This window comes from Pseudomonas sp. MYb2, from assembly GCF_002979955.1.
Taxonomy (GTDB): domain Bacteria; phylum Pseudomonadota; class Gammaproteobacteria; order Pseudomonadales; family Pseudomonadaceae; genus Aquipseudomonas.
Genome location: NZ_PCQC01000001.1, coordinates 191112 through 216472 on the forward strand (window position 1 = coordinate 191112; position 25361 = coordinate 216472).

Here is a 25361-nt window from a genome sequence, read left to right on the forward strand (position 1 = left end):
CATTAGAAAACGGACTGGGGATGTTCCCGCAGCGCCGTCAGCAAAGCCGCGGCACTCGCGCCGCGGCAATCCACAACTGTTTGAGCCCCGGCGGCACGTGCCAGCTCGGCGACCCTTGGGCTTGGAACAAACAACGGCAACTGCGCAATGCTCGACCAGGCATCGCCGGCCATCTGCTGCAAGTGCTCGAAACCCTGTCCACTGCTGACCACCAGCCCGTTCAAGCGTTCCGCTTCAATCCGCCGCGACAGCTCCTGCGGCGGATAGGCTGGCAGGTCACGTCGATACAATTCCAGATACTCGACACTAGCACCAAGCGCACGCAGGCGCTCGGCGAGTAGCTCGCGGCCGCCCTCACCACGCAGGATCAACACCTGCGCACCGGGCTGACTGACGGCCTCACGCAGACGCGGTAATTGCAGCAATGCTTCGCTATCATCGCCGGCGGCCGGGAAGTTCGCGTCCAGACCATGATCGCTAAGAATCTGCGCAGTTGCCGCGCCGACGCTGAACCACGGCATCGCCAGCGAAGACGAATTACCGAGCAGATCCAGCGCAATGCGAGCCGCCGGTTTGCTGACCACGACTACCGCTTTGCAACCCGGCAACCGCGCAATCGCCTGACGAATTTTCGCAGAGACCGGCAGCGGAACAATGTCCAGAAGCGGCAAACAGCTACTGAAAATCCCCTGCTCGGCCAACGTCTGCGCCAGCGCCGCACAGTCCTCCGCAGGGCGCGTCAGCAGCAGGCGCCAACCGGTCACTCGTGACCTGCCTCGCCGTAGACCGCTTTGAGAATATCGGCAGCACCCTGGCGCAACAGGTCTTCGGCAACCTGCACACCGAGCGCTTCGGCCTCGGCACGTGGTGCCCGGGCTTCAGCGCTGAGCAGCTTGCCACCGCTCGGCTCACCGACCAGACCGCGCAACCACAACTGCTCGCCTTCGAGCACGGCGTAGCAGGCGATCGGCACTTGGCAGCCGCCATTCAAATGTTTGTTGAGGGCACGCTCGGCGGTGACGCGCGACGTGGTATCGGCGTGGTGCAGCGGCGCGAGCAAGGCGTGGATTTCAGTGTCGGCACTGCGGCATTCGATGCCGACCGCGCCCTGACCACCGGCCGGCAGGCTGTCATCGACGCTGATCGCCGAGGTGATGCGATCTTCAAAACCGAGACGGATCAGGCCGGCCGCCGCAAGGATGATCGCGTCGTACTCACCGGCATCGAGCTTGGCCAGACGGGTGTTGACGTTGCCGCGCAGGAAGCGGATCTCAAGATCCGGGCGGCGCGTCAGCAATTGCGCCTGACGACGCAGGCTCGAGGTACCGACGATGGCGCCGGCAGGCAACGCGTCGAGGCTGGCATAGGTATTGGAAACGAAGGCATCGCGCGGGTCTTCACGTTCGCAGATGCAGAACAGACCGAGGCCTTCAGGGAAGTCCATCGGCACGTCTTTCATCGAATGCACGGCGATGTCGGCTTGGTTTTCCAGCAGTGCGGTTTCCAGTTCCTTGACGAACAGGCCCTTGCCGCCGATCTTCGACAATGGCGAATCGAGCAGCTTGTCGCCGCGACTGACCATGGGCACCAGCGTCACCAGCAGGCCCGGGTGGGCCGCTTCCAGACGGGCTTTGACGTATTCGGCCTGCCAGAGGGCCAGCGCACTTTTACGGGTGGCGATGCGGATTTCGCGAGAGGACATGGATCAATCCGTACTGAATAGATACGGCGGATAATAACAGCTCAGCCAAATCCACTTTGACTTGAATCAGAGTCGGCGCGGCCTCCCTGGCCTGCAATGCCCGGTGAAAAGAAGTTCGAAGCACCGGAAAATACCGGGCTACAGGCCCTGCATCATTTTGCGCACACCGGCGACATGCCGACGGCTAACGATCAGCGCATCGCCATTGAGCCCTTTGAGGAACAACTGGAAATGCCCCAGCGGCGTACGTTGCAGACGTTCGATGCGGTCGCGGGCGACCAGGGCGTTGCGGTGGATACGCACAAAGCGCTCGCCGAACTCGTCTTCCAGCGCCTTCAGCGGTTCGTCCAGCAGCACTTCACCGGCCTCGTGGCGCAAGGTCACGTATTTATGGTCCGCAATGAAATAGACCACCTGATCCAGCGGGATCAGTTCGATACCTTTGCGGGTGCGGGCGCTGATGTGGCTGCGCGGGCCGGTGCCGCTTTCGGCAGCGGGACGGGTCAGGGCCGAGAGTTGCGCCCGGTTGGGACGTTCAGCCCGTTTCAGGGCGTCATGCAGATGTTCGGTTCGCACGGGTTTCACCACATAGCCCACGGCGCTGGCCTGCAGGGCTTCCACGGCAAATTCATCGGGGCTGGTGCAAAACACCACGGCGGGCGGCGTTTCTCGTTCGCACAGACGGGCAGCAACCTGCAGGCCATCGAGGCCTGGCATGCGGATATCGAGCAGCACGATATCCGGCTTGTGGCTGTCGATCAGTGCCAACGCCTCCTCGCCATTCGTGGCGCTGGGCTCCAGAACTGTATAACCCTCGAGCTCGCTCACCATTCGGCTGAGGCGCTCGCGAGCCAGTGGTTCGTCATCAACGATCAGGACATTCATATTGCGCTGGATTCCTGCGTGAGTCTCGCACAAGGATAGCGTAGACAGGTGAAGTGACGTCCGTCACCGCGATCCACGCTAAGACTAGCCCGAGCGCCAAAAAGTGCCGTACGTCGGCCAGCAATATTTGCCAGTGTCCGGTTCGTACCGCTCGAAGCCCGCCGTTTCTCGCGTTTTTCACGGGGATTGCCGAAGGACAATTGCACCCACCCCCTCTTCTTATAGTCGGCGGTCAGACCTTTGCGCGATCCGCAGTCACGCCGACCCTTATGTCCTACTGTAGACGCTCGTCGGAACGACATTGCTCAATCGAAAAATATCCTTGCGCAAATCCGCCGGGGGCAGCGCCGACTATGGCCGAGCCAATGAGAAAAAAACGTATCGACCGGTGTCAGCGACAGTCCGGGCAACCCTGTTATTATCCGCGCCAGCGTTTCACGCCTTTTTTCTTCAAGCCGATACGAGCGAATTCATGAGCACTGACAAGACCAATCAGTCCTGGGGCGGCCGCTTCAGTGAACCCGTCGACGCCTTCGTCGCCCGCTTCACCGCCTCCGTCACTTTCGACCAGCGCCTGTATCGCCACGACATCATGGGCTCGATCGCCCACGCCACCATGCTGGCCAAGGTCGGCGTGCTGACCGATGCCGAGCGCGACAGCATCATTGATGGCCTGAAGACCATTCAGGGCGAAATCGAGGCCGGCCAGTTCGACTGGCGCATCGATCTCGAAGACGTGCATATGAACATCGAGGCGCGCCTGACCGATCGCATCGGCGTCACCGGCAAGAAGCTGCACACCGGGCGCAGCCGTAACGATCAGGTGGCCACCGACATCCGCCTGTGGCTGCGCGACGAAATCGACCTGATCCTCGCCGAAATCACCCGCCTGCAAAAAGGCCTGCTGGAACAAGCCGAGCGCGAAGCCGCGAGCATCATGCCCGGCTTCACCCACTTGCAGACCGCGCAGCCAGTGACCTTCGGGCACCACATGCTGGCCTGGTTCGAAATGCTCAGCCGCGACTACGAGCGTCTGGTCGACTGCCGCAAGCGCACCAACCGCATGCCACTGGGCAGTGCTGCGCTGGCCGGCACCACCTACCCGATCGACCGCGAATACACCGCGCAACTGCTGGGTTTCGATGCTGTGGGCGGCAACTCGCTGGACAACGTTTCCGATCGCGACTTCGCCATCGAATTCTGCTCGGCCGCGAGCATCGCGATGATGCACTTGTCGCGTTTCTCCGAAGAGCTGGTGCTGTGGACCAGCGCGCAATTCCAGTTCATCGATCTGCCGGACCGTTTCTGCACCGGCAGCTCGATCATGCCGCAAAAGAAAAACCCTGACGTGCCAGAGCTGGTGCGCGGCAAGACCGGCCGTGTGTTCGGCGCACTGATGGGCCTGCTGACCTTGATGAAGGGCCAACCGCTGGCCTACAACAAGGACAACCAGGAAGACAAAGAGCCGCTGTTCGACGCTGCCGATACGCTGCGCGACTCGCTGCGGGCCTTCGCCGACATGATTCCGGCGATCAAACCGAAGCACGCGATCATGCGTGAAGCAGCGCTACGTGGTTTCTCCACCGCGACCGATCTGGCGGACTATCTGGTGCGTCGTGGCTTGCCGTTCCGTGATTGCCACGAGATCGTTGGCCACGCCGTGAAATACGGCGTGGACACTGGCAAGGATCTGGCCGAGATGAGCCTGGAAGAACTGCGCCAGTTCAGCGACCAGATCGAGCAGGACGTGTTTGCCGTGCTGACCCTGGAAGGCTCGGTGAATGCCCGTGACCATATCGGCGGCACTGCGCCGGCGCAGGTCAAAGCGGCTGTGGTGCGCGGTCAGGCCCTGATCGCTAGCCGCTAACAGCCAAAAGCCAAAAGCATCGCGAGCAGGCTCACTCCTACATTGGAATGCGTTCCCCTGCAGGAGTGAGCCTGCTCGCGATAGCTGCCTTCAACTCACTACAAACCTCACTTCTTGGCAGCGATCATCGCCAAAAACGCCGGCATCGCCGCTTCCTTGTCCGCCGCAATCTTCTGCACATGCGGATTCTGCTCAAGCTTCTCCAGCAATGCTTTCGCCTGCGGCATCTCTGCCAGCAAATCAATCCCGAACAGCTTCTGCCCGACCGCACAGGCCAGCGGTACGCTGTAGAGGAAGTACAAATCGGCAATGCTCAGGCTGTCGCCCGCCACGTACGGGGCGAATTTGCCGTGCCGGCCCAGCGCCGCAAAACCCAGCTGCAATTCAGTCTTGGTCTTTTCCTTGATCGCCTCCGGCAGGCTCATGCCGAAAAATGCTTCGCCATAACAGGCACGCCCCGGCAACTCGATGTACAGCTCGATTTCCTTGGCGATCGCCAGCACCTGCGCGCGCTCGAACGGATCGCTCGGCAGCAGCGGCGTGCCTTTTTGGGTCTGTTCGAGGTATTCGAGGATGATCGCCGTTTCGTTGATAAAGCCCGCGTCTACGCCCAGCACCGGTACTTTGCCGCGCGGGCTGATGGCCAGTGATTCCGGGGTCGGCGTCGGGTAGAACGTGACCTCTTCGAACGGCAGGCCTTTTTCCAGCAGCGCCAGTTTGACCATGTTGTAGTAGTTGCTGACTGAGAATCCGTAGAGCTTGAGCATCACATAGCCTCCAGGCCGTGCGGGGTGGGCAGTGCCTGTTTATAGATCGCCGGGGCAAATCCCGCCAGCAGCATCACGCCGCTGAATGCGGGTAAACTGGCGCCTTTCCATGAGGAGCCTGCCATGAGCGAGCCGACAGACATCGACAACGACGAAGAAGAGTTCACCGAGGCTACTTTGATCGAAGCCATCGAGAACCAGATCGAAAGCGACAACCCACCAGCAGCCAAAGCGACCTTCAACAAGCTGACACTAGTGGGTGTGGAGCGCGAAGAGATCCTCAATCTGATGGCGCATGTGCTGGCCTACGAGATTGACGCGATGCTTGATGAAGACCGTGCATTTGATACCGAATGGTACGAAGCGGCGTTGCGTGCATTGCCGGAATTACCGCCAGAAAAGCAGTAAGCCCCGATCCTGTAGGAGTGAGCCTGCTCGCGATAGCGTCCTGTCAGTGAAGACTATGCTGACAGGCACTCCGCTATCGCGAGCAGGCTCACTCCTACAATGTTTGTAACGTATCCATCCAGCCAACTCCCGGGCCCCGACTACACTGGAATCCGCCTCAAGACAAAATCCCTGATCTGAGCACTGGACATGCCGCAAAAGCGGGTTCACCTTAGGGGCGCTGTCGTCCAATTCCTAGAAAGTCTGGAGTCCTTATGTCGCTTACCCCTGAGTTGGTTGCCGAACTGGAAGTCCTCGCACTCTTTCCCCTGGACAGTTCCCAGGAAGGTTTGAAAATTCATCAGACCGCTGCCCCGAAACATATTTCTGCCGCCAAACGCCTCTTTGAAAAAGACCTGACCGATCAGCCCGATGGCGGTTATCTGACCAGCCTCGGTCGCGACGCCGCACAAAATGTGCAAACCGTGCTGACCATTCTGAGAGAGCAGGAAACCGCCTGATCCTCCCCGACTTTGCCCACGGGAACTCCTGCCACGGGATTTCCGCGGGCCTGCCCGGTCGCTCGCGATAGAAATCTGACGTCAAAAACAAATTCAGCTTAAAAGTCCCGCTGCGCTAAGGCTAAACTGCCTGACATTCCGAGACCCTCTACATCCGAGCCTGCGAGCCGGTTTGAGCTGACATGACGCGCACCCACGAAATCCGCCCTGACCTGGACGAAGGTATCGACCGCAAGGTCCTCAGCCAGCTGCGCGCACGCTTTCTCAAACTCAATGAAGGCCGCCTCGGCCGCGCCCTTGAAGGCCTGTCGACACGCCAACAGAGCGTGTTGACGCTGTTGCCGCTGTTCTTTCACGTCAACCATCCGCTGCTGCCGGGATATGTCTCGGGCAGTACACCGGCCGGAGTGTCCAATTACGAGCCAGACGCCGATGCGCTTGCCGAAGCTCAGCGCCTGACCCGTTCGTTTTCCTACAAGCCGCGCCATGGCAGCAATCCGCCGCGACCGATTCATGGCCTTTTCCTGATGGGCAGCCTTGGCACGCTGGCGCAGGCCGATCAGAGCGACATGGACGTGTGGGTTTGCCACGCGCCAGACCTGAGCGAAAACGAACTCGCCGAACTGAGCAAAAAATGTCAGTTGCTCGAAATCTGGGCGGCCAGCCAAGGTGCCGAAGCGCATTTCTTTCTCATCGACCCGGTACGTTTCGTCAAAGGCGAACGCGACACCCAGCTCAGTTCGGAAAACTGCGGTACCACTCAGCACTATCTGCTACTGGACGAGTTCTACCGCACGGCGATCTGGCTGGCCGGGCGCACGCCGATCTGGTGGCTGGTGCCGGTCTACGAAGAAACCGCCTACGACCAATACACCCACACGTTGCTGTCGAAGCGTTTTATTCGGGCCGACGAAACCCTCGACCTCGGCCACTTGGCGACGATTCCGCCGGGCGAGTTCATTGGCGCCGGCCTGTGGCAATTGTTCAAGGGCATCGAGTCACCCTACAAATCGGTACTCAAACTGCTGCTGACCGAGGTCTACGCCAGCGAACACCCGCGCGTGCAGTGCCTGAGCCTGCGCTTCAAGAAAGCTGTGTTCGCCAATCAGCTCGATCTCGACGAGCTGGACCCGTACATGGTCGTGTACCGGCGCATCGAGGAATATCTGACTGCGCGCAATGAGCCGGAACGCTTGGAACTGGTGCGCCGCGCGCTGTACCTGAAGGTCAACCGCAAGCTCACCGGCAACAGCCGCACCCAAAGCTGGCAGCGTTCATTGCTGGAAAGGCTGGCCAGTGAATGGCATTGGGATCAGCGCCAACTCGCCCTGCTCGATAGCCGCAGCCAGTGGAAAGTCCGTCAAGTCAGCGCCGAGCGCCGCGCGCTGGTCAACGAACTGAATTACAGCTACCGCTTCCTGACCCAGTTCGCCCGTACCGAGCAGACTGTCAGCCTGATCAACAAGCGCGATCTCAACGTCCTCGGTCGCCGTCTCTACGCTGCGTTCGAACGCAAGGCCGACAAGGTCGAGTTCATCAATCCCGGTATCGCCCCGGATCTGGCTGAAGATACTTTGACCCTGGTGCAGTCGCGCAATAAAAAGGAACCGGGGCAAACTCAGTGGGGCCTCTACAACGGCAGCCTGACCGCGCTGGAGTGGGAACACTTCGCACCGATCAAGCGCAGTCGCGAGCTGCTCGAACTGCTGACCTGGTGCCACCGCAACGGCGTGATCGACAGCAGCACGCGACTGGCTCTGCATCCCGGCAACAGCGACCTGAGCGAGTTCGAGCTGTTCAACCTGCTCGGCAGCCTGCAACAGTGCATCGCCCTGCCCTTGGCCACCGTGGCCGAAGAGCCGTTGCTGCGCGCCGCCGTGCCGAGTGAAGTGCTGATGCTGGTCAACGTCGGCGTCGACCCGCTCAAGCATCACCGCGACCTGAATATCCTGATGACCACCGAGCGCACTGACTCATTGAGCTACGCCGGTGTGCGCGAAAACCTCGTGCTGACCCTCGATCAGGTCACGCTCAACAGCTGGAACGAGGTGTTGGTCAACCGTTTCGACGGGCCGCACGCTTTGCTCGACTGCCTACGCGACTACCTCAACAATCTGCCACGCGGACCGTTGCAGCCCTCGCTGAAAGTGCGCTGCTTCTGCCACAACCGCGCGCAATTCATCGCCCGCCGCGTCGAGGAAATCGTCGACACCGCGCAAAACCTGCTGCTCAGTGATTTGAACCACCGCTATTTGATTCAGGTGCAGCAGCACTATCACGTTTTGGAGTTGGTGCCGGGCCAGGTCAACCATGTCGCCCTCGCCACCCTGCCGGCGTTGCTGGATTACCTCGGTGAAGAGCAGCCGCGCTACAGCCCGCTGCATCTGGACCCGATGGCGCTGGAAGAACACGACCTCGCGCTGATCCTGCCGATGGGCCAGCCGGAATGCATTCAGGTGTTCTATCGGATCACCGAGCAGCAGGCCGAGCTGTACGTGCTGGATGAATTCAATGCACTGTGGCAGCAGCATTTGCCGTACCACGACGAGCAGAGTCTGCTGGTGCCGCTGCAGCGTTTCCTGCAATCGATCCTGTTCCGCCGCGAAGCGGTGCTACCGATGGATGCCAGCGCGGAGGTGCGCCTCGACACTTTGTATTACCAGTTATTGCCTTCCGGCCAAGGGCGCGCACGACGAGTGGAAGTGCGACCAGCACCGCAGACGCCGGTGAACAAGCCGTTCTACGACGTGCAGGCGATCGTCGGCAAAGCTGCACCGGGCGAAGTGCAGGTCACTTTGTATTGCAATCAACGGGAATTCAGCGAGCTGGAGCATGGCGACCAGCTGTTCAGCGTGGTCGCCCGGGAGATCGTCGAGCAGCGCCGCGAAAGCGAACGCTATCGCTGCTACATCACCGACCTCGACCTTTCGGGCCTGCTCGGTGATGGGCAGAGCTCAAGCAATCTGTATCTGCGCTACAAGGCTGACCTGGAGCGCGCCCTGAACGAGGCGCTCGAACAGGTCTGAGGCGGGGTTACTCGGGGAAGGCGCCACCGTTGGCCGGCTGCGACTCGACTTCGAGCAGGGTCAGCTTGAGGGTCTTGCCACCGGGTGCCGGCCAGTCGATGTGCTGACCGACCTTCAGGCCCAGCAGTGCGCTGCCGACGGGCGCCAGAATGGAGATCTTGCCTTCATCGGCGTTGGCATCCTTGGGGTAGACCAGCGTCAGGTGGTAATCCTTGCCACTGCCTTCTTCGCGGCAATGCACACGGGAATTCATGGTCACGACATCGGCGGGCACTTCATCGTGGCCGACCACGGTATCGGCGCGGTCCAGCTCGGTTTGCAGCGCAATCACGCCCGGCGCAGCCTGGTCTTTCTCGTTCAGGTTGTCGATCAGGCGCTCCAGACGTTGCACGTCCAGACGGGTAAGGGTGATGGAAGGTGCGGTCATGATCCGGGCAGACTCCTTTCTTCTGCACACAAAAAAAGCAAAACCCCGCCAAAAAAGACGGGGTTTTCACCAGGCCTCGATGGGTTGAGGCGTGTTCGGACACTATCACAGCTCAAAAAATATACAAGTCATCCACCCGGCCACCCCTGTAGGAGCTGCCGCAGGCTGCGATCTTTGCTTCTAAAGATTAAAGATCAAAAGATCGCAGCCTTCGGCAGCTCCTACATTGAGGAGTTGCGTCGGTCTGCGGCCTGAGCGCAGATGACCCGGCGGCGCTCGTCGTCCGCCGAGCGCCATTCGCGTATGTCTTCGACATGGCGGAAGCAGCCGAGGCAGACCTTTTGCTCGTCCAGTCGGCACACGCCGCTGCACGGCGAAGGCACTGCCGCGCTGACATTGCTGTAAAGCGGCTTCGGTGGACGAACGGGAGCGGTATCAGTCACGGAATCACAGACCTTCGAAATCGAATTCGGCGCCGGCCTGTTGCTTGACGATGCGCTCGAGCATTTCGCCCAGTTGCTCTTCGCTCTTGTCGCACATCCAGCGCTCGCTTTCTTCGTCGTAGTCGAAGTGGAAACCACCGGACACCGCCGCCAGCCACAGCTGACGCAGCGGCTCCTGACGGCTGAAGATCAGCTGCGAGCCGTTTTCGAACTTGACGGTGAGCACACCGGCCGAGTTCTCCATGTCGATATCCAGGTCGCTTTCATCAAAGATGTCTTCCAGTTTTTCCTGGGTTTCATCGACCAGATCGTGGAAACGGGCTTCGGACAAACTCATTGCGGCAACCTCAAAAAATGTCTGATCAGGCTCAAGCGCCGAAAGATACGGACGCTGCCGGCCGATTGCAAAGATTAACGACCAAGCACCCTGCCCCACGCCTGACACCCAACCCTTGTAGGAGTGAGCCTGCTCGCGATAGCGGTGTGTCAGTCAACATATATGTATCTGACACTTCGCTATCGTCAGATCGCCGCCCGGAGCAGGCTCACTCCTACAGGAGATTGCGGCGGTTCGGGCAGCTTTGGGCAAGCCCCGCCGGACGGGAACCCCCTCGCATAGGCAAGCTGCCGGGTGGCCGGTATACTCCGGCGCAATTAACGCATTTTCAAGGATTTCGCCATGAAGCGCCTGATCTCTTCCCTTGCTGCGCTCGTCGCGGTTGCCTGCCTCGTTTCGGCCTGTGGTCAAAAAGGCCCGCTGTACCTGCCGGATGACGATCAGGACCCGGCCGAGCAAGCCCAGTCTTCGCAGAAGCAACCGTCCAAAGCACACAAGCACGACGTTTACCAATAAGGGATCGCCATGGACGCTTTTAACTACCGTGGCGGGGAACTGTTCGCGGAAGGTGTGGCGCTGTCCGCCATTGCCGATCGCTTCGGCACGCCTACTTATGTTTACTCGCGCGCACACATCGAAGCCCAGTATCTGGCTTACGCCGATGCGCTGGCTGGCATGCCGCACCTGGTCTGCTTTGCGGTCAAAGCCAACTCCAACCTCGGCGTGCTGAATGTCCTGGCCCGTCTCGGCGCCGGTTTCGACATCGTTTCCCGTGGCGAGCTGGAGCGCGTACTGGCTGCTGGCGGCAGCGCTGACAAGATCGTCTTCTCCGGTGTCGGCAAGACCCGTGACGACATGCGTCGCGCACTGGAAGTCGGCGTGCACTGCTTCAACGTCGAATCCACCGACGAGTTGGAACGCCTGCAAGTGGTCGCCGCCGAGCTGGGCGTTCGCGCCCCGGTATCGCTGCGTGTGAACCCGGACGTCGATGCCGGCACCCACCCGTACATTTCCACCGGTCTCAAAGAGAACAAGTTCGGCATCGCCATTGCTGACGCCGAAGACGTGTACGTGCGTGCCGCGCATCTGCCGAACCTGGAAGTGGTTGGCGTCGACTGCCACATCGGTTCGCAACTGACCACGCTGCCACCGTTCCTCGATGCCCTCGACCGTCTGCTGGATCTGGTCGATCGTCTCGGCGATTGCGGCATTCACCTGCGCCACATCGATCTCGGTGGTGGTTTGGGCGTGCGTTATCGCGATGAAGAGCCGCCATTGGCTGCCGATTACATCAAAGCCGTGCGCGAGCGTCTGAACGGTCGTGATCTGGCGCTGGTGTTCGAGCCAGGCCGTTTCATCGTTGCCAACGCCGGCGTGCTGCTGACTCAGGTCGAGTACCTCAAGCACACCGAACACAAAGACTTCGCCATCGTCGACGCAGCGATGAACGACCTGATCCGCCCGGCGCTGTATCAGGCGTGGATGGACGTTACGGCGGTCAAACCGCGTGACACCGCTGCGCGCAAATACGACATCGTTGGCCCGATCTGCGAAACCGGTGACTTCCTCGCCAAGGATCGCGAATTGGCCTTGGCCGAAGGCGATCTGCTGGCCGTGCATTCGGCCGGTGCCTACGGTTTTGTGATGAGCTCCAACTACAACACTCGCGGCCGCGCCGCCGAAGTGCTGGTAGATGGCGATCAGGTATTTGAAGTGCGTCGCCGCGAAACCGTGGCCGAGCTGTTTGCCGGCGAAAGCCTGCTGCCGGAGTAACCCATGCTGCTGCGTTTTACTAAAATGCACGGCTTGGGCAATGACTTCATGGTTCTCGACCTGGTCAGCCAGCACGCGCATATTCAGCCAAAGCACGCCAAGCAATGGGGCGACCGCCACACCGGCATAGGTTTCGACCAGCTGCTGATCGTCGAGGCGCCGAGCAACCCGGACGTGGATTTCCGTTACCGGATTTTCAACTCCGACGGCTCGGAAGTTGAGCAGTGCGGCAACGGTGCGCGCTGCTTTGCGCGCTTCGTGCTCGACAAGCGTCTGACCGCGAAACGGCAGATCCGCGTCGAGACCAAGGGCGGCATCATCGAACTGGACGTGCGTAACGACGGCCAGATCGGCGTGAACATGGGCGCCCCGCGTCTGGTGCCAGCGGATATTCCGTTCGACGCGCCAGCGCAAGCCATCAGCTACCAGCTGGAAGTCGACGGCACCACGGTCGAACTGGCCGCCGTGTCGATGGGCAACCCTCACGCAGTGCTGCGCGTGCAGGACATCAACAGCGCACCGGTGCATGAACTGGGGCCGAAAATCGAACACCATCCGCGCTTCCCCGCGCGAGTGAATGTTGGTTTTCTCCAGGTCATCGACCGCAACCGCGCGCAACTGCGCGTGTGGGAACGTGGCGCCGGGGAAACCCAGGCCTGCGGCACCGGCGCGTGTGCAGCGGCTGTCGCTGCGATCAGCCAGGGGTGGATGGATTCGCCACTATTGATCGACCTGCCCGGCGGGCGTCTGTCCATTGAATGGGCAGGCCCTGGCCAACCGGTGCTGATGACCGGTCCGGCAGTGCGTGTATACGAAGGACAAGTACGTCTTTGAGTGAGCAGAAACCATGACCGATAAGCCTCAGGTACCCGCCCGACAGTCCGACGAATCAGCGTCCGAGAGCCTGGAGGCGGCAGCGGTTGCCGCATACCTCGAGGCGCATCCGGACTTCTTCGTCGAGCACGAAGAACTGCTGCCTGCACTGCGCATTCCGCACCAGCGTGGCGATACCGTTTCGCTGGTCGAGCGGCAGATGACCATCCTGCGTGACCGCAACATCGAGATGCGTCATCGCCTCTCGCAGTTGATGGACGTCGCCCGCGACAACGATCGCCTGTTCGACAAGACCCGTCGCCTCATTCTTTCCTTGATGGATGCCAGCAGCCTCGAAGACGTGGTGATCAGCGTCGAAGACAGTCTGCGCCAGGACTTTCAGGTGCCTTTTGTCAGCCTGATTTTGCTCGGTGACAACCCGGCGCCGGTCGGTCGTTGGGTGACCCACGCCGACGCCCAAGTCGCTATCGGCGGCCTGCTCACCGAAGGCAAAAGCGTCAGCGGCACCCTGCGCGAGCACGAGCTGGATTTCCTCTTCGGCGAAGAACAGCGCAAGCAGATCGGTTCCACTGCCGTCGTTGCGGTCAGCCATCAGGGCATCCATGGCATTCTGGCAATCGCCAGCCGTGATCCGCAGCACTACAAGAGTTCGGTCGGCACGCTGTTCTTGAGCTACATCGCCGAAGTCATGGGCCGCGTGCTGCCACGGGTCAACAGCTCCCTGCGCTCGGTACGCTGAACATGGAACGACAACTGGACGCTTACTGCGAACATCTGCGCAGTGAGCGGCAGGTGTCGCCGCACACACTGTCGGCCTACCGCCGCGACCTCGATAAAGTCCTCGGCTGGTGCGTAAAACAGAACATCGGCAGTTGGGCGGCACTGGATATCCAGCGCCTGCGCAGCCTGATCGCCCGTTTGCATGCGCAGGGCCAGTCTTCGCGCAGTCTCGCCCGATTGCTTTCGGCGGTGCGCGGGCTCTATCACTATCTGAATCGCGAAGGACTTTGCGACCATGATCCGGCGACCGGTCTGGCGCCGCCGAAAGGCGAGCGCCGCCTGCCGAAAACCCTCGATACCGACCGTGCGCTGCAGTTGCTTGAAGGTGCGGTCGAAGATGATTTTCTCGCACGGCGCGATCAGGCGATTCTGGAATTGTTCTACTCCTCCGGTCTGCGCCTCTCCGAACTGACCGGGCTTAATCTTGATCAACTTGATCTGGCCGATGGCATGGTTCAAGTACTCGGCAAAGGCAGCAAGACCCGACTGCTACCGGTGGGCAAAAAGGCCCGCGAAGCGCTCGAACAATGGCTGCCATTGCGGGCCATGACCAATCCGGCGGACGACGCTGTATTCGTCAGCCAGCAAGGTCGACGCCTCGGTCCACGAGCGATTCAGGTGCGGGTCAAACTGGCCGGTGAGCGTGAACTGGGGCAAAACCTGCACCCGCACATGCTGCGGCACTCCTTCGCCAGCCACTTGCTGGAGTCTTCGCAGGACCTGCGCGCTGTGCAGGAATTGCTTGGCCACTCTGACATCAAGACCACGCAGATCTACACCCACCTGGACTTCCAGCACCTGGCGGCGGTCTACGACAGCGCCCATCCACGGGCCAAACGCATGAAAGGCGACGATTCATGAGTATCCAGTTGATCACCTTCGACCTCGACGACACCCTCTGGGACACCGCGCCAGTGATCGTCAGCGCCGAAGCGGTATTGCGCGAATGGCTGAGCGAACATGCGCCGAATCTCGGCGCGGTGCCGGTGGAGCATTTGTGGGCGATTCGTGAGCAAGTGCTGGCAAATGAGCCGGGGCTGAAACATCGGATCAGCGCGCTGCGTCGGCGGGTGTTGTTTCATGCGATGGAAGACGCTGGATATGCCCATGGCGAAGCCAACGAGCTGGCAGACAAGGGTTTTGAAGTGTTTCTGCATGCCCGGCATCAGATCGAAGTGTTCCCTGAAGTGGAGCCGGTGCTGGAGATTCTCGCCAATGATTACGCGCTTGGCGTAGTCACCAATGGCAATGCCGATGTGCGGCGATTGGGCCTGGCGGATTACTTCAAGTTTGCGCTGTGTGCGGAAGATATCGGCATCGCCAAGCCGGATGCGCGGTTGTTCCACGAGGCCTTGCAGCGCGGGGGCGCTACAGCCGAAACCGCTGTGCATATCGGCGATCATCCGGGTGATGACATTGCCGGGGCGCAGCAGGCGGGGTTGCGGGCGATCTGGTTTAACCCGGCGGGCAAGGTCTGGGAAGCGGAGCGCTTGCCGGATGCTGAAATCCGTAGCCTGACTGACTTGCCAGCCGTACTCGCGCGCTGGAATGCCAGCTCGAACTGACACAGTTCCCTTGTAGGAGTGAGCCTGCTCGCGATAGCGGTGTGTCAGATACATCAAGGTGGACTGACACACCGCTATCGCGAGCAGGCTCACTCCTACAGGGGGATCGTGGCGCTTGCGGAGTTTCAGGCATGAAAAAGCCCGCAGCGACGGCGGGCTTTTTCAGCAAGCAAGCGGCACGCCTCAGATAGGGCGGCTACCGTACTTGTTGTCCGGCTTCTTCGGAGGATCGGCGACCACATTGGCCTCCACTTCCTGAACCTTGCCGCCGCGAGACAGGAATTCTTCCATGGCCTTGGCCAGGGCGTCGCGCTCCTTGTTCTTGGCTTCAATGCTCGGCAACTCGTCTACCGACACCGCAGCCTTGGCTTTGCCTTTGGCAGCCGGGGCCGGCGTATCGTCGCCGCCATCGTCATCGGCAACGTCTTCCGCTGCCGCTTCCAAGCCTTCCTCGGCCTCGTCTTCGTCGCCTACTTCGAGGTCGTCGTTTTCCAGATCATCGTCGCTCATGTTCTACCTCATGACTTGCGAAAAGCAGATTAGTTATAGACCAGCTTTGGCAACTGTCGAAAGTCGCCGTTAAAAAATCAGTAACCATTGATGACCAACGGTTTACGCCCCATCACCGTGCAAGGTGGCGAGGACTTTTCGAGCACCGCCATGATCACGGTGCTCGCCCAGATAAACGCCTTGCCAGGTCCCCAGTGCCAGACGGCCTGCCGAAACCGGCAGACTGACCTGGCAACCAAGCACGCTGGCCTTGAAGTGCGCCGGGAGGTCGTCCAGGCCTTCGTCGTTATGCTCATAGCCGTCTGTTCCTTGTGGGATCAGACGATTGAAAAATCGTTCGAAGTCGCGACGGACCGCCGGATCGGCGTTCTCGTTGATGGTCAACGACGCCGAGGTATGCTGCAGCCACAAATGCAACAGACCGACCCGGCACTCCCTGAGTTCAGGCAGCCCTTTGATCAACTCGTCCGTTACCAGATGAAAGCCCCGGGGCCGTGCCCGCAGGGTTATCAGAGTCTGTTGCCACATACAGTTCTCCGCACGTTCGGGGCGCATTCTAGCGCGCTCTGGGAAAAAACAAAGGCCCTAATATTCGCTCAATGATGTAAGCCATTGGCCGGTGAAAAACGCCCGTCGTAAACACGACTAAAGACGTACGAAAAATCCTTTCAGCTTCTCTCTCAATGACAAATTCCAGACAAAAAAATGCCCGGCGAACCGGGCAAGTTTTTTTGATGCGCGTACTTACAGGTTGTAGCCGCGTTCGTTGTGTTGTGCCAGATCGAGACCGACCGACTCTTCTTCCTCGGTCACACGCAGACCCATCACGGCGTCCAGGACTTTGAGGATGATAAAGGTGACGATCGCGGTGTAGATCACCGTGAAGCCCACGCCTTTGACCTGAATCCACACTTGCGCACCGATATCAGTCACGGTGCCGAAGCCACCCAGAGCGGGAGCTGCAAACACACCGGTCAGAATCGCACCGAGGATACCGCCGATACCGTGCACGCCGAACGCGTCCAGGGAATCGTCATAACCGAGTTTGCGTTTCAGGGTGGTGGCGCAGAAGAAGCACACCACGCCTGCCGCCAGACCGATCACCAGCGCGCCCATCGGGCCCACGGTGCCGGCTGCCGGAGTGATTGCCACCAGCCCGGCAACCACACCCGAGGCGATGCCCAGTGCGCTTGGCTTGCCGTGGGTGACCCACTCGGCAAACATCCAGCCCAGCGCGGCCGCAGCGGTAGCGATTTGAGTGACCAGCATCGCCATGCCGGCGGTGCCGTTGGCCGCCGCAGCGGAACCGGCGTTGAAGCCGAACCAGCCGACCCACAGCATCGCTGCGCCCATCAGGGTGTAACCGAGATTGTGCGGAGCCATCGGGGTGGTCGGGAAGCCTTTACGCTTGCCCAACACCAGGCAGGCAATCAGGCCGGCCACACCGGCGTTGATGTGCACCACGGTGCCGCCCGCGAAGTCGAGCACGCCCCAGTCCCACATCAGGCCGCCGTTGCCGGACCAGACCATGTGCGCGATCGGTGCATAAACCAGGGTGAACCAGATAGCCATGAAGATCAGCATCGCGGAGAACTTCATCCGCTCGGCGAACGCACCGACGATCAGCGCCGGGGTGATGATCGCGAAGGTCATCTGGAAGGTGATGAACACCGCCTCAGGGAACAACGCCGCAGGACCGGTCAGGCTCGAAGGCGTGACACCGGCGAGGAACGCCTTGCCCATGCCGCCGAAGAACGAGTTGAAATTGACAACGCCCTGCTCCATGCCGGTGGTGTCGAACGCAATGCTGTAGCCATAAATGACCCACAGGATGCTGATCAGACCGGTAATGGCGAAGCACTGCATCATCACGGAAAGAATGTTTTTCGAGCGAACCATGCCGCCGTAGAACAGCGCCAGGCCGGGGATGGTCATGAACAGCACAAGTGCCGTCGAGGTGAGCATCCAGGCCGTGTCGCCGGAATTGAGGACCGGGGCCGCCACTTCGTCTGCCGCCATTGCAAGGCTTGGCATTACGATAGACAACAGGGCTCCTAGCCCTGCGAATTTACGCAGAGTCATATTGTTTTCTCCTGGGGCGTTGGGGTTTGTGGCGGCGTTTAAATCGCGTCGGTATCGGTTTCGCCGGTACGGATGCGAATCGCCTGTTCCAGATTGACCACGAAGATCTTGCCGTCACCGATCTTGCCGGTGTTGGCCGCTTTGGTTATCGCCTCGATAACCCGATCCAGATCCTTGTCGTCGATGGCCACGTCGATTTTCACCTTGGGCAGAAAATCGACCACATATTCCGCGCCGCGATACAGCTCGGTGTGACCCTTCTGCCGGCCGAAGCCTTTGACTTCAGTAACGGTAATGCCCTGCACGCCGATTTCGGACAGCGACTCGCGCACGTCGTCCAACTTGAACGGCTTGATGATGGCAGTGACTAGCTTCATGAAAACTCTCTCCCGAATTGGTGGACTTGCCCCAGGAAAACAAACCCGACTCAAGTCTAAGCGCAGTGCCTGGCTTTGTAACGCATCGTCGGCCGTACCTGCCCGACTGACGCCAGCTAACCGCTGCCGACGAAACTCCCCGCTTCGTCTGCCGCACTGCATTCGTCACAGCGACTGCATCAGTGCATGGGTCGAAGGTGACTAAGCAGAAACCTTGCCATCTCGCCAAAATCCCCTGATTTCAAGCCCTTGGCCGCTGCTGCAAGCCATCCCGTGCGAAAGGCCCAGCGGATACGCACAACAACGGTGCGTCGCCGTCCGTCCGCCTGCGCGAAAAGCGTGCATCCCTGACCACGGGATTGACTATAGACACTGCGTGATACACTGCCGGCCATTGTTTCCAGGACATCCACCATGCTCGCGCCCAAAGACTTCCTCGACGCCCTGAGCGGCACCGCCTCCCGCCTGTTCAACGGCGACACCCCGCTGCCGAAAGCCGAAATCGAAAGCCAGTTCAAGATGCTGCTGCAAAGTGCCTTCAGCAAACTGGACCTGGTCAGCCGTGAAGAGTTTGATAGCCAGATGGTTGTGTTGGCGCGCACTCGGGCACGCCTCGAAAGCCTCGAAGCCAAAGTCGCCGAGATGGAAGCCAAGCTGACACCGCCCGCTGAATAATCCGCGCCCTATGTAGGAGCTGCCGAAGGCTGCGATCTTTTGATCTCAAGCCCTTCAACCATCCCGGCAACGTCCTACAACCTGCACCACCGCCGTCCGATTGCGCCGAAAAGCCCAGGTTTCTAAGCTCACCCGATGCTGAATGTTCAGCACCGGGTTTGGCGACCCGAACAGCTTAAGGCGCACGACAACCATGATGGCGGCTACATTTACCGCCACATCGTTTCATGGCGGTTGTGCGTGGGAGACCTTCGGGTCTGCCGGGTTCCTTTTGCTCCGGTTCGCCAACCCGCGTACAACTGCCACCCAATCGTTTGGCGACGATTGAGGGCAGCCCCTTAAGCAAGAGGAACTGCTCAATGAATCAAGAAGAGACTTATCTGACCCCGCACATCTTCACCCGCCACAAACTCCCCCTCCACGCCCTCCTCATCCAGAACCAACCCTGGTTCTGCGCCCGAGACCTGAGCCGCCTGCTGCACATCTACCTCAACGAACGCATGCTGCGAAAACTCGACCCCGACCAATACGAAACCCACAAAACCTTGATCCACAACCAGATCGAAAACACCCTGCTGATAAGCGAATCAGGCATCTACGCCCTCCTCGTCTACCACTACTGCCCCGAATACCGAGCGCTGCGCGAATGGCTCACCCACCAAGTCATACCCACCCTGCGCGACGCCCAACACCCCACCACAAGCGAACGCCCACACCTCAGCTTGCTCAGTTGGCCGGACATGACGTTGAGTTTGTTGCACTGGAATAATCAGCCGTGGATACGGTTGCAGGATGTGCCGCTGATGATGGTGGAACGGGAGCAGACCAAGCGCCCAATGACGGGGCCATGGTGGAAAAGGGCTTCGCGGATGCTGCAATCGCTATAAACCCACATGCCGGAGCTGGGCCCTGCGCAAATCGTAAGTCGATTGGAGATTCATCCAGAACTCAGGCGTAGTGTTGAGATGAGTGGCAAGGCTGATTGCCAGATCGGCGCAGATTCTGAGCTGGCATATCACAAGCTTTTCGATCTCACGTTCGGGCCAGTTCGTGGGCATGACCAGATCCATGACGGTCATGCCCAACGGCTCCATGAATTCCTTATTCAGAACCTCGCCCGGATGAATCGGGCGCATACCATTGCGATCCATTTTTCGCCTCCAGAGGCTGCGTTGAGTGGCCAAACTGGAGCATTGGGTGCGATGAGACAATGACTCTCCGCCCCTTTTCGCCAAGGTCCTTCAGCTATTTGGGCATGATCCTACAAGTATTAGCTCTTGCGCCTGATTCTACTCCCCCCTTCATTATCCTATGATTTGACCGAGTCCCAGCGAATCTCCCAATGAGCCTTCCAGAGCGCTACGAATCAGATTCAAGCAGCACATAAAGCTGGCAGGCTTCAAATTTCGCGGTGCTTCACCATGCAAATGTCAATTTATCCAATCAGCTTGCCATCACTCCATCACAAGCTAATCTATGGCTTGCAAAGTCGTTGATTTCGTGATTATTGACTGTAGAATGCACCGATTTTTAAAGTCAAACCTCGTATGCATTGAGAGGAAGGGAAACGAAATGAAGAGATCTGATGACACAAAAATTTATCAAAATGATAAATCGCCACGTCTGGACAACAATCAGAGCTCCAACATTATCGGCTTCGCTGCTTTCAAAGAAAAAAAAGCCGACGATGAATATAAAAAAGCAATAAATAATATTTTGGCTCGCGCGCAAAAAGTTGACTGGTAACCCGCCAGCTACTCTTGCTCGCGCAAGGAAAGGCGCGAAAAATGTCAGCAGTCCCCAAGGAAAATTATCCTCAAAGCAGTGACAGCCATTCAAACATGCGAACAATTGGGGAGCGCATAGAAGGTCGTCGTAGCGACGAAATAGTTATTGCATTCTGCGGCCCTGTTGGCTGCAACCTAGCCGATGTAATACGAACTATTCGGGCTCAGTTTGAAGAATACGGCTACCTAACTGAACACATTAAGATTAGCGATATAATTAAAGACTATTACAGAGAGAACGGATTACCTTCGAGACTCTCAAAATTATCTTTAAGCCCTTCACTAGGAAAAGAGCGATATACAACACTACAAGATCTTGGCAATGACTTACGCCAACGCTTCGATTCCAAAATACTAGCAGCACTCGCCATGGCAAAAGTAGCCGCCAACCGCGACATTGCTATGCGCAAAAATGATGTAGAAAAACCACCAAAAACCGTCTACATAGTCGACCAGCTAAAACATCCCGAAGAAGCTGAACTTTTCAAGCTCGTTTATGGAAATATATTTTATCTAATTGGCGTTTTAAGCCCCCAGAATGTCAGATTTAACTACTTAACAAGGACTGAGCGCATACCTGGTCATGACGCACAGTTTTTGATAGATCGGGACAGGGACGAATTACGAACCTCTTATGGGCAAAAATTAGAGAAAACAGTCCAACTTGCCGATTATTTTATCCGAAATAATCAGGATTCCATTTCAAATCTGTTACACCCCTGTCAACGTTTCGTTGCTCTAGTCCATGGAAAGAATGGAGTTACACCTACTAAAGACGAGTCAGGAATGTACGCCGCTTATTCCGCATCGTTAAAGTCCGCCTGTTTAAGTAGACAAGTGGGTGCCGCAATAGCAAATAAAGAGGGCAATGTAATTTCTTTAGGGTGGAATGATGTACCGAAATTTGGTGGTGGCCTCTACACTTCCGACTCAACAAATGATCAGAGATGCATTTATCATGGGGGAAAATGCTACAACGACATTCATAAGTCAGCACTGATCCAAGATATTGTGAAAATTGTTAGCCAGAAAATAACTGTGACCGATGATGTAAAGGACGAGCTAGCAAAACTCATCCAAAAAGAAACTAGAGCAGGATCCATTATTGAATTCTCTAGAGCTATTCATGCTGAAATGGAAGCTATATTAGGACTCGCGCGCTCGCAAGGAAACTCTACTGACTCCTGCGTTCTTTATACGACTACGTTTCCATGCCACAACTGCGCCAGGCATATTATCGCAGCGGGAATCAAACGTGTAGTCTACATTGAACCTTATGAAAAAAGCCTTGCCTTAGACCTCCATGAAGATGCGATTACAACCGATGAAAACCATATTGGAAAAACTTTGTTTGAAACATTTTCAGGTGTAGCGCCTAGCAAATACGCATCATTTTTCATAGCTCGCGGCAATAGGAAGGACAGCTCAGGAACGGCAATTGATATCATCAAAACAGACGCAACCCACATTGGAACAGAGTACCTTGACCCCTATCAAACTATCGAGGGTAAAGTTGTTCAGGATCTTATGTCTAAGGTTTCCCCCCCTACACTAACACCGCCACCAATTCCCCCAATAGATATTCCGCCACCGCCGCCCCCTCCCACACCTCCAAGAGCGGCTTGAAAATGAAGATGGTGAGAATATCTCTCCATCTTCTACTTCAAACTTAAACACTTCCCGTTTTCTAAAACAAACCCAAGTAATATTTGGTTTATATTTACCCTCGTAATCTCCCGCCAAATGCCCCCCGCCCAACTATCCTTCAAAAACCCGCAGGAAGCGGCTCCCCGATTCAGCTCAAGGAACGACCATGTCCCTCTCCATCGTCCACAGTCGCGCCCAGATTGGCGTGGAAGCCCCCGCTGTCACCGTCGAAGTCCATCTGGCCAACGGTCTGCCGTCGCTGACCATGGTCGGCCTGCCCGAGGCAGCGGTGAAGGAGAGCAAGGATCGAGTGCGCAGTGCGATCATCAACTCCGGGCTGCAGTTTCCGGCGCGGCGGATCACCTTGAATCTGGCGCCGGCGGATCTGCCCAAGGATGGCGGGCGGTTTGATCTGGCGATTGCCTTGGGAATTCTGTCGGCGAGTGTGCAGGTGCCGTGTCTGACGCTGGATGATGTGGAATGTCTGGGAGAGTTGGCATTGTCCGGCGCAGTAAGGGCGGTGCGCGGGGTGTTGCCGGCAGCATTGGCGGCGCGCAAGGCGGGGCGTGCGCTGGTGGTGCCGCGAGCGAATGCCGAGGAGGCCTGCCTGGCTTCGGGGTTGAAGGTGTTTGCGGTGGATCATCTGCTCGAGGCGGTGGCGCATTTCAATGGGCATACGCCGGTTGAGCCCTATGTATCCGATGGATTGATGCACGCCAGCAAGCCTTATCCCGACTTGAATGAAGTGCAAGGGCAAGTAGCGGCCAAACGAGCGTTGCTGATTGCTGCTGCGGGTGCCCATAACTTGTTGTTCAGCGGGCCGCCGGGGACGGGCAAGACATTGTTGGCGAGTCGCCTGCCGGGGCTGTTGCCGCCGCTGGCCGAGAGTGAAGCACTGGAGGTGGCGGCGATTCAGTCAGTCGCCAGTGGCGCCCCGCTGACCCATTGGCCGCAGCGCCCCTTCCGTCAACCGCACCACTCGGCATCAGGGCCGGCACTCGTTGGTGGCAGCTCGAAACCACAACCCGGCGAAATCACCCTCGCCCATCACGGCGTGCTGTTTCTCGATGAGCTGCCGGAATTTGATCGCAAGGTATTGGAGGTTTTACGCGAGCCTTTGGAGTCAGGGCACATCGTGATTTCCCGAGCCAAGGATCGCGTGCGCTTTCCGGCACGTTTCCAATTGGTCGCAGCAATGAACCCCTGCCCCTGTGGATATCTTGGCGAGCCGAGCGGCAAGTGTTCGTGCACACCAGACATGGTGCAGCGCTACCGCAACAAGCTGTCGGGGCCGCTGCTGGACCGGATCGATTTGCACCTTACAGTGGCGCGGGAAGCCACGGCGCTGAATCCTGCGATTAAGCCCGGCGAGGACAGCGCCAGCGCTGCCGCATTGGTGGCCGAGGCGCGGGAGCGCCAGCAAAAGCGCCAAGGCTGTGCCAATGCGTTTCTCGATCTGCCGGGTTTGAAGCAGTACTGCAAGTTATCCACAGCCGACGAAGCCTGGTTGGAGTCGGCCTGTGAGCGTTTAACGCTATCCCTACGCTCGGCCCATCGCCTGCTCAAGGTCGCCCGGACACTGGCAGACCTTGAGCAAGTCGATGCAATCAAACGCGAACACTTGGCCGAAGCGCTGCAATACCGGCCAGCGACACCTTAATGCTCGGTCAGATCAACCAGCGGCGTCTGCCGCACTTCGGTGTCGCGTCCGGCCTGAATTTCGGTCACACGCTTCAAGGCATTATCCACAGCACCTTTGTCCGCGAGCAGGCTGTAGCTGATCTGGAACTGTTTGTGTTCTTTGGGTGCGATAGTCGGCACCAGATTCAGCGGACGCTGATAGCGGCGGTTATAAGAAAAGCTGGTACCCGGCTCCAGCCCGGTGACATAGCCCTGACCTTGAGTATCGGTGTTTTTCCACAGGGAAAACACCGGCAACTGCTGGGTGTTGAAGCCAACAGAAACACCGAGGCTACCGGCCTTGTTATGCAGAACAGTCAGGGTTTCGCCTTTGGCGTCGGCATAGGGCACGACGTTGTAGACGGTTTCGTCGTAGTCCTTGGTCGGCGCGCGATAAGTCTGCCAGTCGGCCAGATCACCCTTGGCCTTGTCGTTGAACGGCGAGACCTGTTTGACCGGTGCCGCAAACCGGGCGCCTTGCTCAAGAAACGGCGTACTGAAGTTACTGTGATACAGCGCCTGATATTCCTTCGGATAGTCGCCATTGTTGGTCAGCGAATCGTTCAGCGCGAACGCTGTGCTGCCCGGCACCGTGACCAGTTCGGTCACTACAGAGAAATCGACCTTCTTGAACGCCTGCTCTTTCAGCTCGCCACGCAGGCTGATGGCGTACGGCGGTTTTTCGTCGATGTGCAGGGTGACCTTGCTGGCCGGGATGTTCGCGGCGCGACCGTGCAGGGTCAGCAGCTCACCGTTGTCCATGCCCGGATGACCGACCCATTCGTAACCACAGCGGGTCACCAGCTCGTTGAAGCCTTCCAGCCAACCCAGACCGCCACGGCCATTGAGCTCGATAAAGGCCGGATTGACCACGTCCTTGACCGGCGAATCCCAGCCCATGCGCACAGCGCCGACCGTGGCCTGCAAGACATTCATGCCGCGGGTCGGCACCACCGAGAGCTTCATCGTGCCGTTATCGATGTCGACAATGCTCACACCCTCCTGTCGACCGCCGTGCAGGGTGCGTAGGGTCACGGAGAAGGCTTTGTCGGTTTTGACGCCCAGTTGCTCGCTGGTAATGGACCAGTTTTGCGCGGGCTTGTCGGTGTCGAGCAGGACGTAATCCCAAGCCATGGCCTGGGAAGCCGCCGCCATCGTAGCGAGGGCAACAGCGAGTTTGAGCGAAGTCATGAGCGTGCCTTTTATTGGATTTGTAGGTTTTTTATAGCGCTGATGAATCGTTTCAGCAAGCGTAAAAAACCCTTATCCATGCCGCCCTTCAGTCACTG

Annotated in this window: 28 protein-coding genes and 1 pseudogene; 15 read left to right on the forward strand and 14 right to left on the reverse strand. The window is 58.6% G+C overall.

Features of this window, described 5'->3' with window-relative positions; genetic code table 11:
* Positions 1-2: 2 nt before the first annotated feature.
* From CQ009_RS00960 to CQ009_RS30335, 4 genes and pseudogenes are all read right to left on the reverse strand, one after another.
* On the reverse strand, positions 3-764 hold the full coding sequence (locus CQ009_RS00960; RefSeq protein ID WP_105704646.1) for a uroporphyrinogen-III synthase: 762 nt from the start codon (positions 762-764) through the stop codon (positions 3-5).
* On the reverse strand, positions 761-1702 hold the full coding sequence (gene hemC, locus CQ009_RS00965) for a hydroxymethylbilane synthase (RefSeq protein ID WP_064389517.1): 942 nt from the start codon (positions 1700-1702) through the stop codon (positions 761-763). Before hemC ends, CQ009_RS00960 begins: the two co-directional genes overlap by 4 nt.
* A 138-nt stretch (positions 1703-1840) precedes the next feature.
* A complete protein-coding gene (locus CQ009_RS00970; protein WP_007911111.1) occupies positions 1841-2587 on the reverse strand; it encodes a LytTR family DNA-binding domain-containing protein in 747 nt (248 codons plus the stop codon).
* Positions 2584-2817, reverse strand: a pseudogene (locus CQ009_RS30335) (sensor histidine kinase); the annotation flags it as partial. The pseudogene CQ009_RS30335 and the gene CQ009_RS00970, both read right to left, overlap by 4 nt.
* 242 nt (positions 2818-3059) lie before the next feature.
* Between CQ009_RS30335 and argH the strand changes: the two are divergent.
* Entirely contained in the window at positions 3060-4454 is a 1395-nt protein-coding gene (gene argH, locus CQ009_RS00975; RefSeq protein ID WP_007911110.1) for an argininosuccinate lyase, read from the forward strand.
* A gap of 107 nt (positions 4455-4561) precedes the next feature.
* On the opposite strand, the gene CQ009_RS00980 is transcribed toward argH, so the two are convergent.
* Positions 4562-5221: a glutathione S-transferase family protein gene (locus CQ009_RS00980; RefSeq protein ID WP_105704647.1), complete on the reverse strand. Its 660-nt coding sequence runs from the start codon at positions 5219-5221 to the stop codon at positions 4562-4564.
* A gap of 123 nt (positions 5222-5344) precedes the next feature.
* Here CQ009_RS00980 and CQ009_RS00985 point away from each other — a divergent pair, with 123 nt between their 5' ends.
* The 3 genes from CQ009_RS00985 (at position 5345) to CQ009_RS00995 (ending at position 9155) form a co-directional block, all read left to right on the forward strand.
* On the forward strand, positions 5345-5629 hold the full coding sequence (locus CQ009_RS00985) for a hypothetical protein (protein ID WP_038359149.1): 285 nt from the start codon (positions 5345-5347) through the stop codon (positions 5627-5629).
* A 254-nt stretch (positions 5630-5883) separates the two neighbouring features.
* Positions 5884-6129: a TIGR02647 family protein gene (locus CQ009_RS00990; protein ID WP_008084565.1), complete on the forward strand. Its 246-nt coding sequence runs from the start codon at positions 5884-5886 to the stop codon at positions 6127-6129.
* Positions 6130-6311: 182 nt separating this feature from the next.
* The gene (locus CQ009_RS00995; RefSeq protein WP_105704648.1) at positions 6312-9155 is read left to right on the forward strand and encodes a class I adenylate cyclase; all 2844 of its coding nucleotides are present in this window, start codon (positions 6312-6314) and stop codon (positions 9153-9155) included.
* Positions 9156-9162: 7 nt separating this feature from the next.
* On the opposite strand, the gene rnk is transcribed toward CQ009_RS00995, so the two are convergent.
* The 3 genes from rnk to cyaY form a co-directional block, all read right to left on the reverse strand.
* Positions 9163-9582 carry a nucleoside diphosphate kinase regulator gene (gene rnk / locus CQ009_RS01000; RefSeq protein WP_053124969.1) on the reverse strand — a complete coding sequence of 140 codons (420 nt, stop codon included), beginning with the start codon at positions 9580-9582 and terminating at the stop codon, positions 9163-9165.
* Positions 9583-9803: 221 nt separating this feature from the next.
* Positions 9804-10025, reverse strand: a complete 222-nt coding sequence (locus CQ009_RS01005) for a DUF1289 domain-containing protein (protein ID WP_105704649.1) — start codon at positions 10023-10025, stop codon at positions 9804-9806.
* Positions 10026-10029: 4 nt separating this feature from the next.
* The gene (gene cyaY / locus CQ009_RS01010; RefSeq protein ID WP_007911100.1) at positions 10030-10362 is read right to left on the reverse strand and encodes an iron donor protein CyaY; all 333 of its coding nucleotides are present in this window, start codon (positions 10360-10362) and stop codon (positions 10030-10032) included.
* Positions 10363-10704: 342 nt separating this feature from the next.
* Between cyaY and CQ009_RS01015 the strand changes: the two genes are divergently transcribed.
* The 6 genes from CQ009_RS01015 to CQ009_RS01040 are packed head-to-tail and all read left to right on the forward strand — an operon-like array spanning position 10705 to position 15314.
* Complete coding sequence (locus CQ009_RS01015) at positions 10705-10878, forward strand: lipoprotein (RefSeq protein ID WP_007911098.1); 174 nt, start codon at positions 10705-10707, stop codon at positions 10876-10878.
* Positions 10879-10887: 9 nt separating this feature from the next.
* Positions 10888-12135, forward strand: coding sequence for a diaminopimelate decarboxylase (lysA, locus tag CQ009_RS01020; RefSeq protein WP_064389521.1), 1248 nt, complete (start codon positions 10888-10890; stop codon positions 12133-12135).
* A 3-nt stretch (positions 12136-12138) separates the two neighbouring features.
* Entirely contained in the window at positions 12139-12969 is an 831-nt protein-coding gene (dapF, locus tag CQ009_RS01025; RefSeq protein WP_064389522.1) for a diaminopimelate epimerase, read from the forward strand.
* Between the two features lie 13 nt (positions 12970-12982).
* Complete coding sequence (locus tag CQ009_RS01030; RefSeq protein WP_064389523.1) at positions 12983-13708, forward strand: DUF484 family protein; 726 nt, start codon at positions 12983-12985, stop codon at positions 13706-13708.
* 2 nt (positions 13709-13710) lie between these two features.
* A complete protein-coding gene (xerC, locus tag CQ009_RS01035) occupies positions 13711-14610 on the forward strand; it encodes a tyrosine recombinase XerC (RefSeq protein WP_007950060.1) in 900 nt (299 codons plus the stop codon).
* A complete protein-coding gene (locus tag CQ009_RS01040) occupies positions 14607-15314 on the forward strand; it encodes an HAD family hydrolase (RefSeq protein ID WP_105704650.1) in 708 nt (235 codons plus the stop codon). The genes xerC and CQ009_RS01040 overlap by 4 nt, the downstream gene beginning before the upstream one ends.
* A 183-nt stretch (positions 15315-15497) precedes the next feature.
* On the opposite strand, the gene sutA is transcribed toward CQ009_RS01040, so the two are convergent.
* From sutA to glnK, 4 genes are all read right to left on the reverse strand, one after another.
* Entirely contained in the window at positions 15498-15824 is a 327-nt protein-coding gene (sutA, locus tag CQ009_RS01050; RefSeq protein WP_007920420.1) for a transcriptional regulator SutA, read from the reverse strand.
* 102 nt (positions 15825-15926) lie between these two features.
* Complete coding sequence (locus tag CQ009_RS01055) at positions 15927-16352, reverse strand: secondary thiamine-phosphate synthase enzyme YjbQ (RefSeq protein ID WP_105704651.1); 426 nt, start codon at positions 16350-16352, stop codon at positions 15927-15929.
* Between the two features lie 216 nt (positions 16353-16568).
* Positions 16569-17906 carry an ammonium transporter gene (locus tag CQ009_RS01060; protein ID WP_038359173.1) on the reverse strand — a complete coding sequence of 446 codons (1338 nt, stop codon included), beginning with the start codon at positions 17904-17906 and terminating at the stop codon, positions 16569-16571.
* 38 nt (positions 17907-17944) lie between these two features.
* On the reverse strand, positions 17945-18283 hold the full coding sequence (gene glnK / locus CQ009_RS01065; protein ID WP_002555808.1) for a P-II family nitrogen regulator: 339 nt from the start codon (positions 18281-18283) through the stop codon (positions 17945-17947).
* A 414-nt stretch (positions 18284-18697) separates the two neighbouring features.
* Here glnK and CQ009_RS01070 point away from each other — a divergent pair, with 414 nt between their 5' ends.
* Together CQ009_RS01070 and CQ009_RS01075 are read left to right on the forward strand one after the other, a co-directional pair.
* Entirely contained in the window at positions 18698-18958 is a 261-nt protein-coding gene (locus tag CQ009_RS01070; protein WP_008086041.1) for an accessory factor UbiK family protein, read from the forward strand.
* A 359-nt stretch (positions 18959-19317) separates the two neighbouring features.
* Entirely contained in the window at positions 19318-19845 is a 528-nt protein-coding gene (locus tag CQ009_RS01075) for a Bro-N domain-containing protein (protein ID WP_105704652.1), read from the forward strand.
* Here CQ009_RS01075 and CQ009_RS01080 read toward each other — a convergent pair.
* On the reverse strand, positions 19840-20109 hold the full coding sequence (locus CQ009_RS01080) for a HigA family addiction module antitoxin (protein ID WP_105704653.1): 270 nt from the start codon (positions 20107-20109) through the stop codon (positions 19840-19842). The genes CQ009_RS01075 and CQ009_RS01080 overlap by 6 nt on opposite strands.
* Before the next feature lie 421 nt (positions 20110-20530).
* Between CQ009_RS01080 and CQ009_RS29910 the strand changes: the two genes are divergently transcribed.
* The 3 genes from CQ009_RS29910 to CQ009_RS01090 all read left to right on the forward strand — a co-directional run bounded on the left by CQ009_RS29910 (position 20531) and on the right by CQ009_RS01090 (position 24052).
* Positions 20531-20704: a hypothetical protein gene (locus CQ009_RS29910; protein ID WP_158260934.1), complete on the forward strand. Its 174-nt coding sequence runs from the start codon at positions 20531-20533 to the stop codon at positions 20702-20704.
* 41 nt (positions 20705-20745) lie between these two features.
* Positions 20746-22371, forward strand: coding sequence for an anti-phage dCTP deaminase (locus CQ009_RS01085; protein WP_105704654.1), 1626 nt, complete (start codon positions 20746-20748; stop codon positions 22369-22371).
* 187 nt (positions 22372-22558) lie between these two features.
* Complete coding sequence (locus CQ009_RS01090; protein WP_105704655.1) at positions 22559-24052, forward strand: YifB family Mg chelatase-like AAA ATPase; 1494 nt, start codon at positions 22559-22561, stop codon at positions 24050-24052.
* Here the strand turns inward: CQ009_RS01090 and CQ009_RS01095 are convergent.
* Positions 24049-25263, reverse strand: a complete 1215-nt coding sequence (locus tag CQ009_RS01095; protein WP_105704656.1) for an aldose 1-epimerase family protein — start codon at positions 25261-25263, stop codon at positions 24049-24051. The two genes, CQ009_RS01090 and CQ009_RS01095, sit on opposite strands and share 4 nt — an antisense overlap.
* Between the last annotated feature and the right edge of the window lie 98 nt (positions 25264-25361).

Bases quoted from the DNA above. Each gene is read 5' to 3' on its own strand.
- CQ009_RS01040 (WP_105704650.1), top strand. From the start codon at position 14,607: ATGAGTATCCAGTTGATCACCTTCGACCTCGACGACACCCTCTGGGAC.
- CQ009_RS01095 (WP_105704656.1), bottom strand. From the start codon at position 25,263: ATGACTTCGCTCAAACTCGCTGTTGCCCTCGCTACGATGGCGGCGGCT.
- CQ009_RS01075 (WP_105704652.1), top strand. From the start codon at position 19,318: ATGAATCAAGAAGAGACTTATCTGACCCCGCACATCTTCACCCGCCAC.
- CQ009_RS01070 (WP_008086041.1), top strand. From the start codon at position 18,698: ATGCTCGCGCCCAAAGACTTCCTCGACGCCCTGAGCGGCACCGCCTCC.
- dapF (WP_064389522.1), top strand. From the start codon at position 12,139: ATGCTGCTGCGTTTTACTAAAATGCACGGCTTGGGCAATGACTTCATG.
- xerC (WP_007950060.1), top strand. From the start codon at position 13,711: ATGGAACGACAACTGGACGCTTACTGCGAACATCTGCGCAGTGAGCGG.
- CQ009_RS01060 (WP_038359173.1), bottom strand. From the start codon at position 17,906: ATGACTCTGCGTAAATTCGCAGGGCTAGGAGCCCTGTTGTCTATCGTA.
- hemC (WP_064389517.1), bottom strand. From the start codon at position 1,702: ATGTCCTCTCGCGAAATCCGCATCGCCACCCGTAAAAGTGCGCTGGCC.
- CQ009_RS00985 (WP_038359149.1), top strand. From the start codon at position 5,345: ATGAGCGAGCCGACAGACATCGACAACGACGAAGAAGAGTTCACCGAG.
- cyaY (WP_007911100.1), bottom strand. From the start codon at position 10,362: ATGAGTTTGTCCGAAGCCCGTTTCCACGATCTGGTCGATGAAACCCAG.
- CQ009_RS00990 (WP_008084565.1), top strand. From the start codon at position 5,884: ATGTCGCTTACCCCTGAGTTGGTTGCCGAACTGGAAGTCCTCGCACTC.
- CQ009_RS01085 (WP_105704654.1), top strand. From the start codon at position 20,746: ATGTCAGCAGTCCCCAAGGAAAATTATCCTCAAAGCAGTGACAGCCAT.
- rnk (WP_053124969.1), bottom strand. From the start codon at position 9,582: ATGACCGCACCTTCCATCACCCTTACCCGTCTGGACGTGCAACGTCTG.
- CQ009_RS00970 (WP_007911111.1), bottom strand. From the start codon at position 2,587: ATGAATGTCCTGATCGTTGATGACGAACCACTGGCTCGCGAGCGCCTC.
- CQ009_RS29910 (WP_158260934.1), top strand. From the start codon at position 20,531: ATGAAGAGATCTGATGACACAAAAATTTATCAAAATGATAAATCGCCA.
- lysA (WP_064389521.1), top strand. From the start codon at position 10,888: ATGGACGCTTTTAACTACCGTGGCGGGGAACTGTTCGCGGAAGGTGTG.
- glnK (WP_002555808.1), bottom strand. From the start codon at position 18,283: ATGAAGCTAGTCACTGCCATCATCAAGCCGTTCAAGTTGGACGACGTG.
- sutA (WP_007920420.1), bottom strand. From the start codon at position 15,824: ATGAGCGACGATGATCTGGAAAACGACGACCTCGAAGTAGGCGACGAA.
- CQ009_RS01055 (WP_105704651.1), bottom strand. From the start codon at position 16,352: ATGTGGCAACAGACTCTGATAACCCTGCGGGCACGGCCCCGGGGCTTT.
- CQ009_RS01015 (WP_007911098.1), top strand. From the start codon at position 10,705: ATGAAGCGCCTGATCTCTTCCCTTGCTGCGCTCGTCGCGGTTGCCTGC.
- argH (WP_007911110.1), top strand. From the start codon at position 3,060: ATGAGCACTGACAAGACCAATCAGTCCTGGGGCGGCCGCTTCAGTGAA.
- CQ009_RS00995 (WP_105704648.1), top strand. From the start codon at position 6,312: ATGACGCGCACCCACGAAATCCGCCCTGACCTGGACGAAGGTATCGAC.
- CQ009_RS01080 (WP_105704653.1), bottom strand. From the start codon at position 20,109: ATGGATCGCAATGGTATGCGCCCGATTCATCCGGGCGAGGTTCTGAAT.
- CQ009_RS01030 (WP_064389523.1), top strand. From the start codon at position 12,983: ATGACCGATAAGCCTCAGGTACCCGCCCGACAGTCCGACGAATCAGCG.
- CQ009_RS01090 (WP_105704655.1), top strand. From the start codon at position 22,559: ATGTCCCTCTCCATCGTCCACAGTCGCGCCCAGATTGGCGTGGAAGCC.
- CQ009_RS00980 (WP_105704647.1), bottom strand. From the start codon at position 5,221: ATGCTCAAGCTCTACGGATTCTCAGTCAGCAACTACTACAACATGGTC.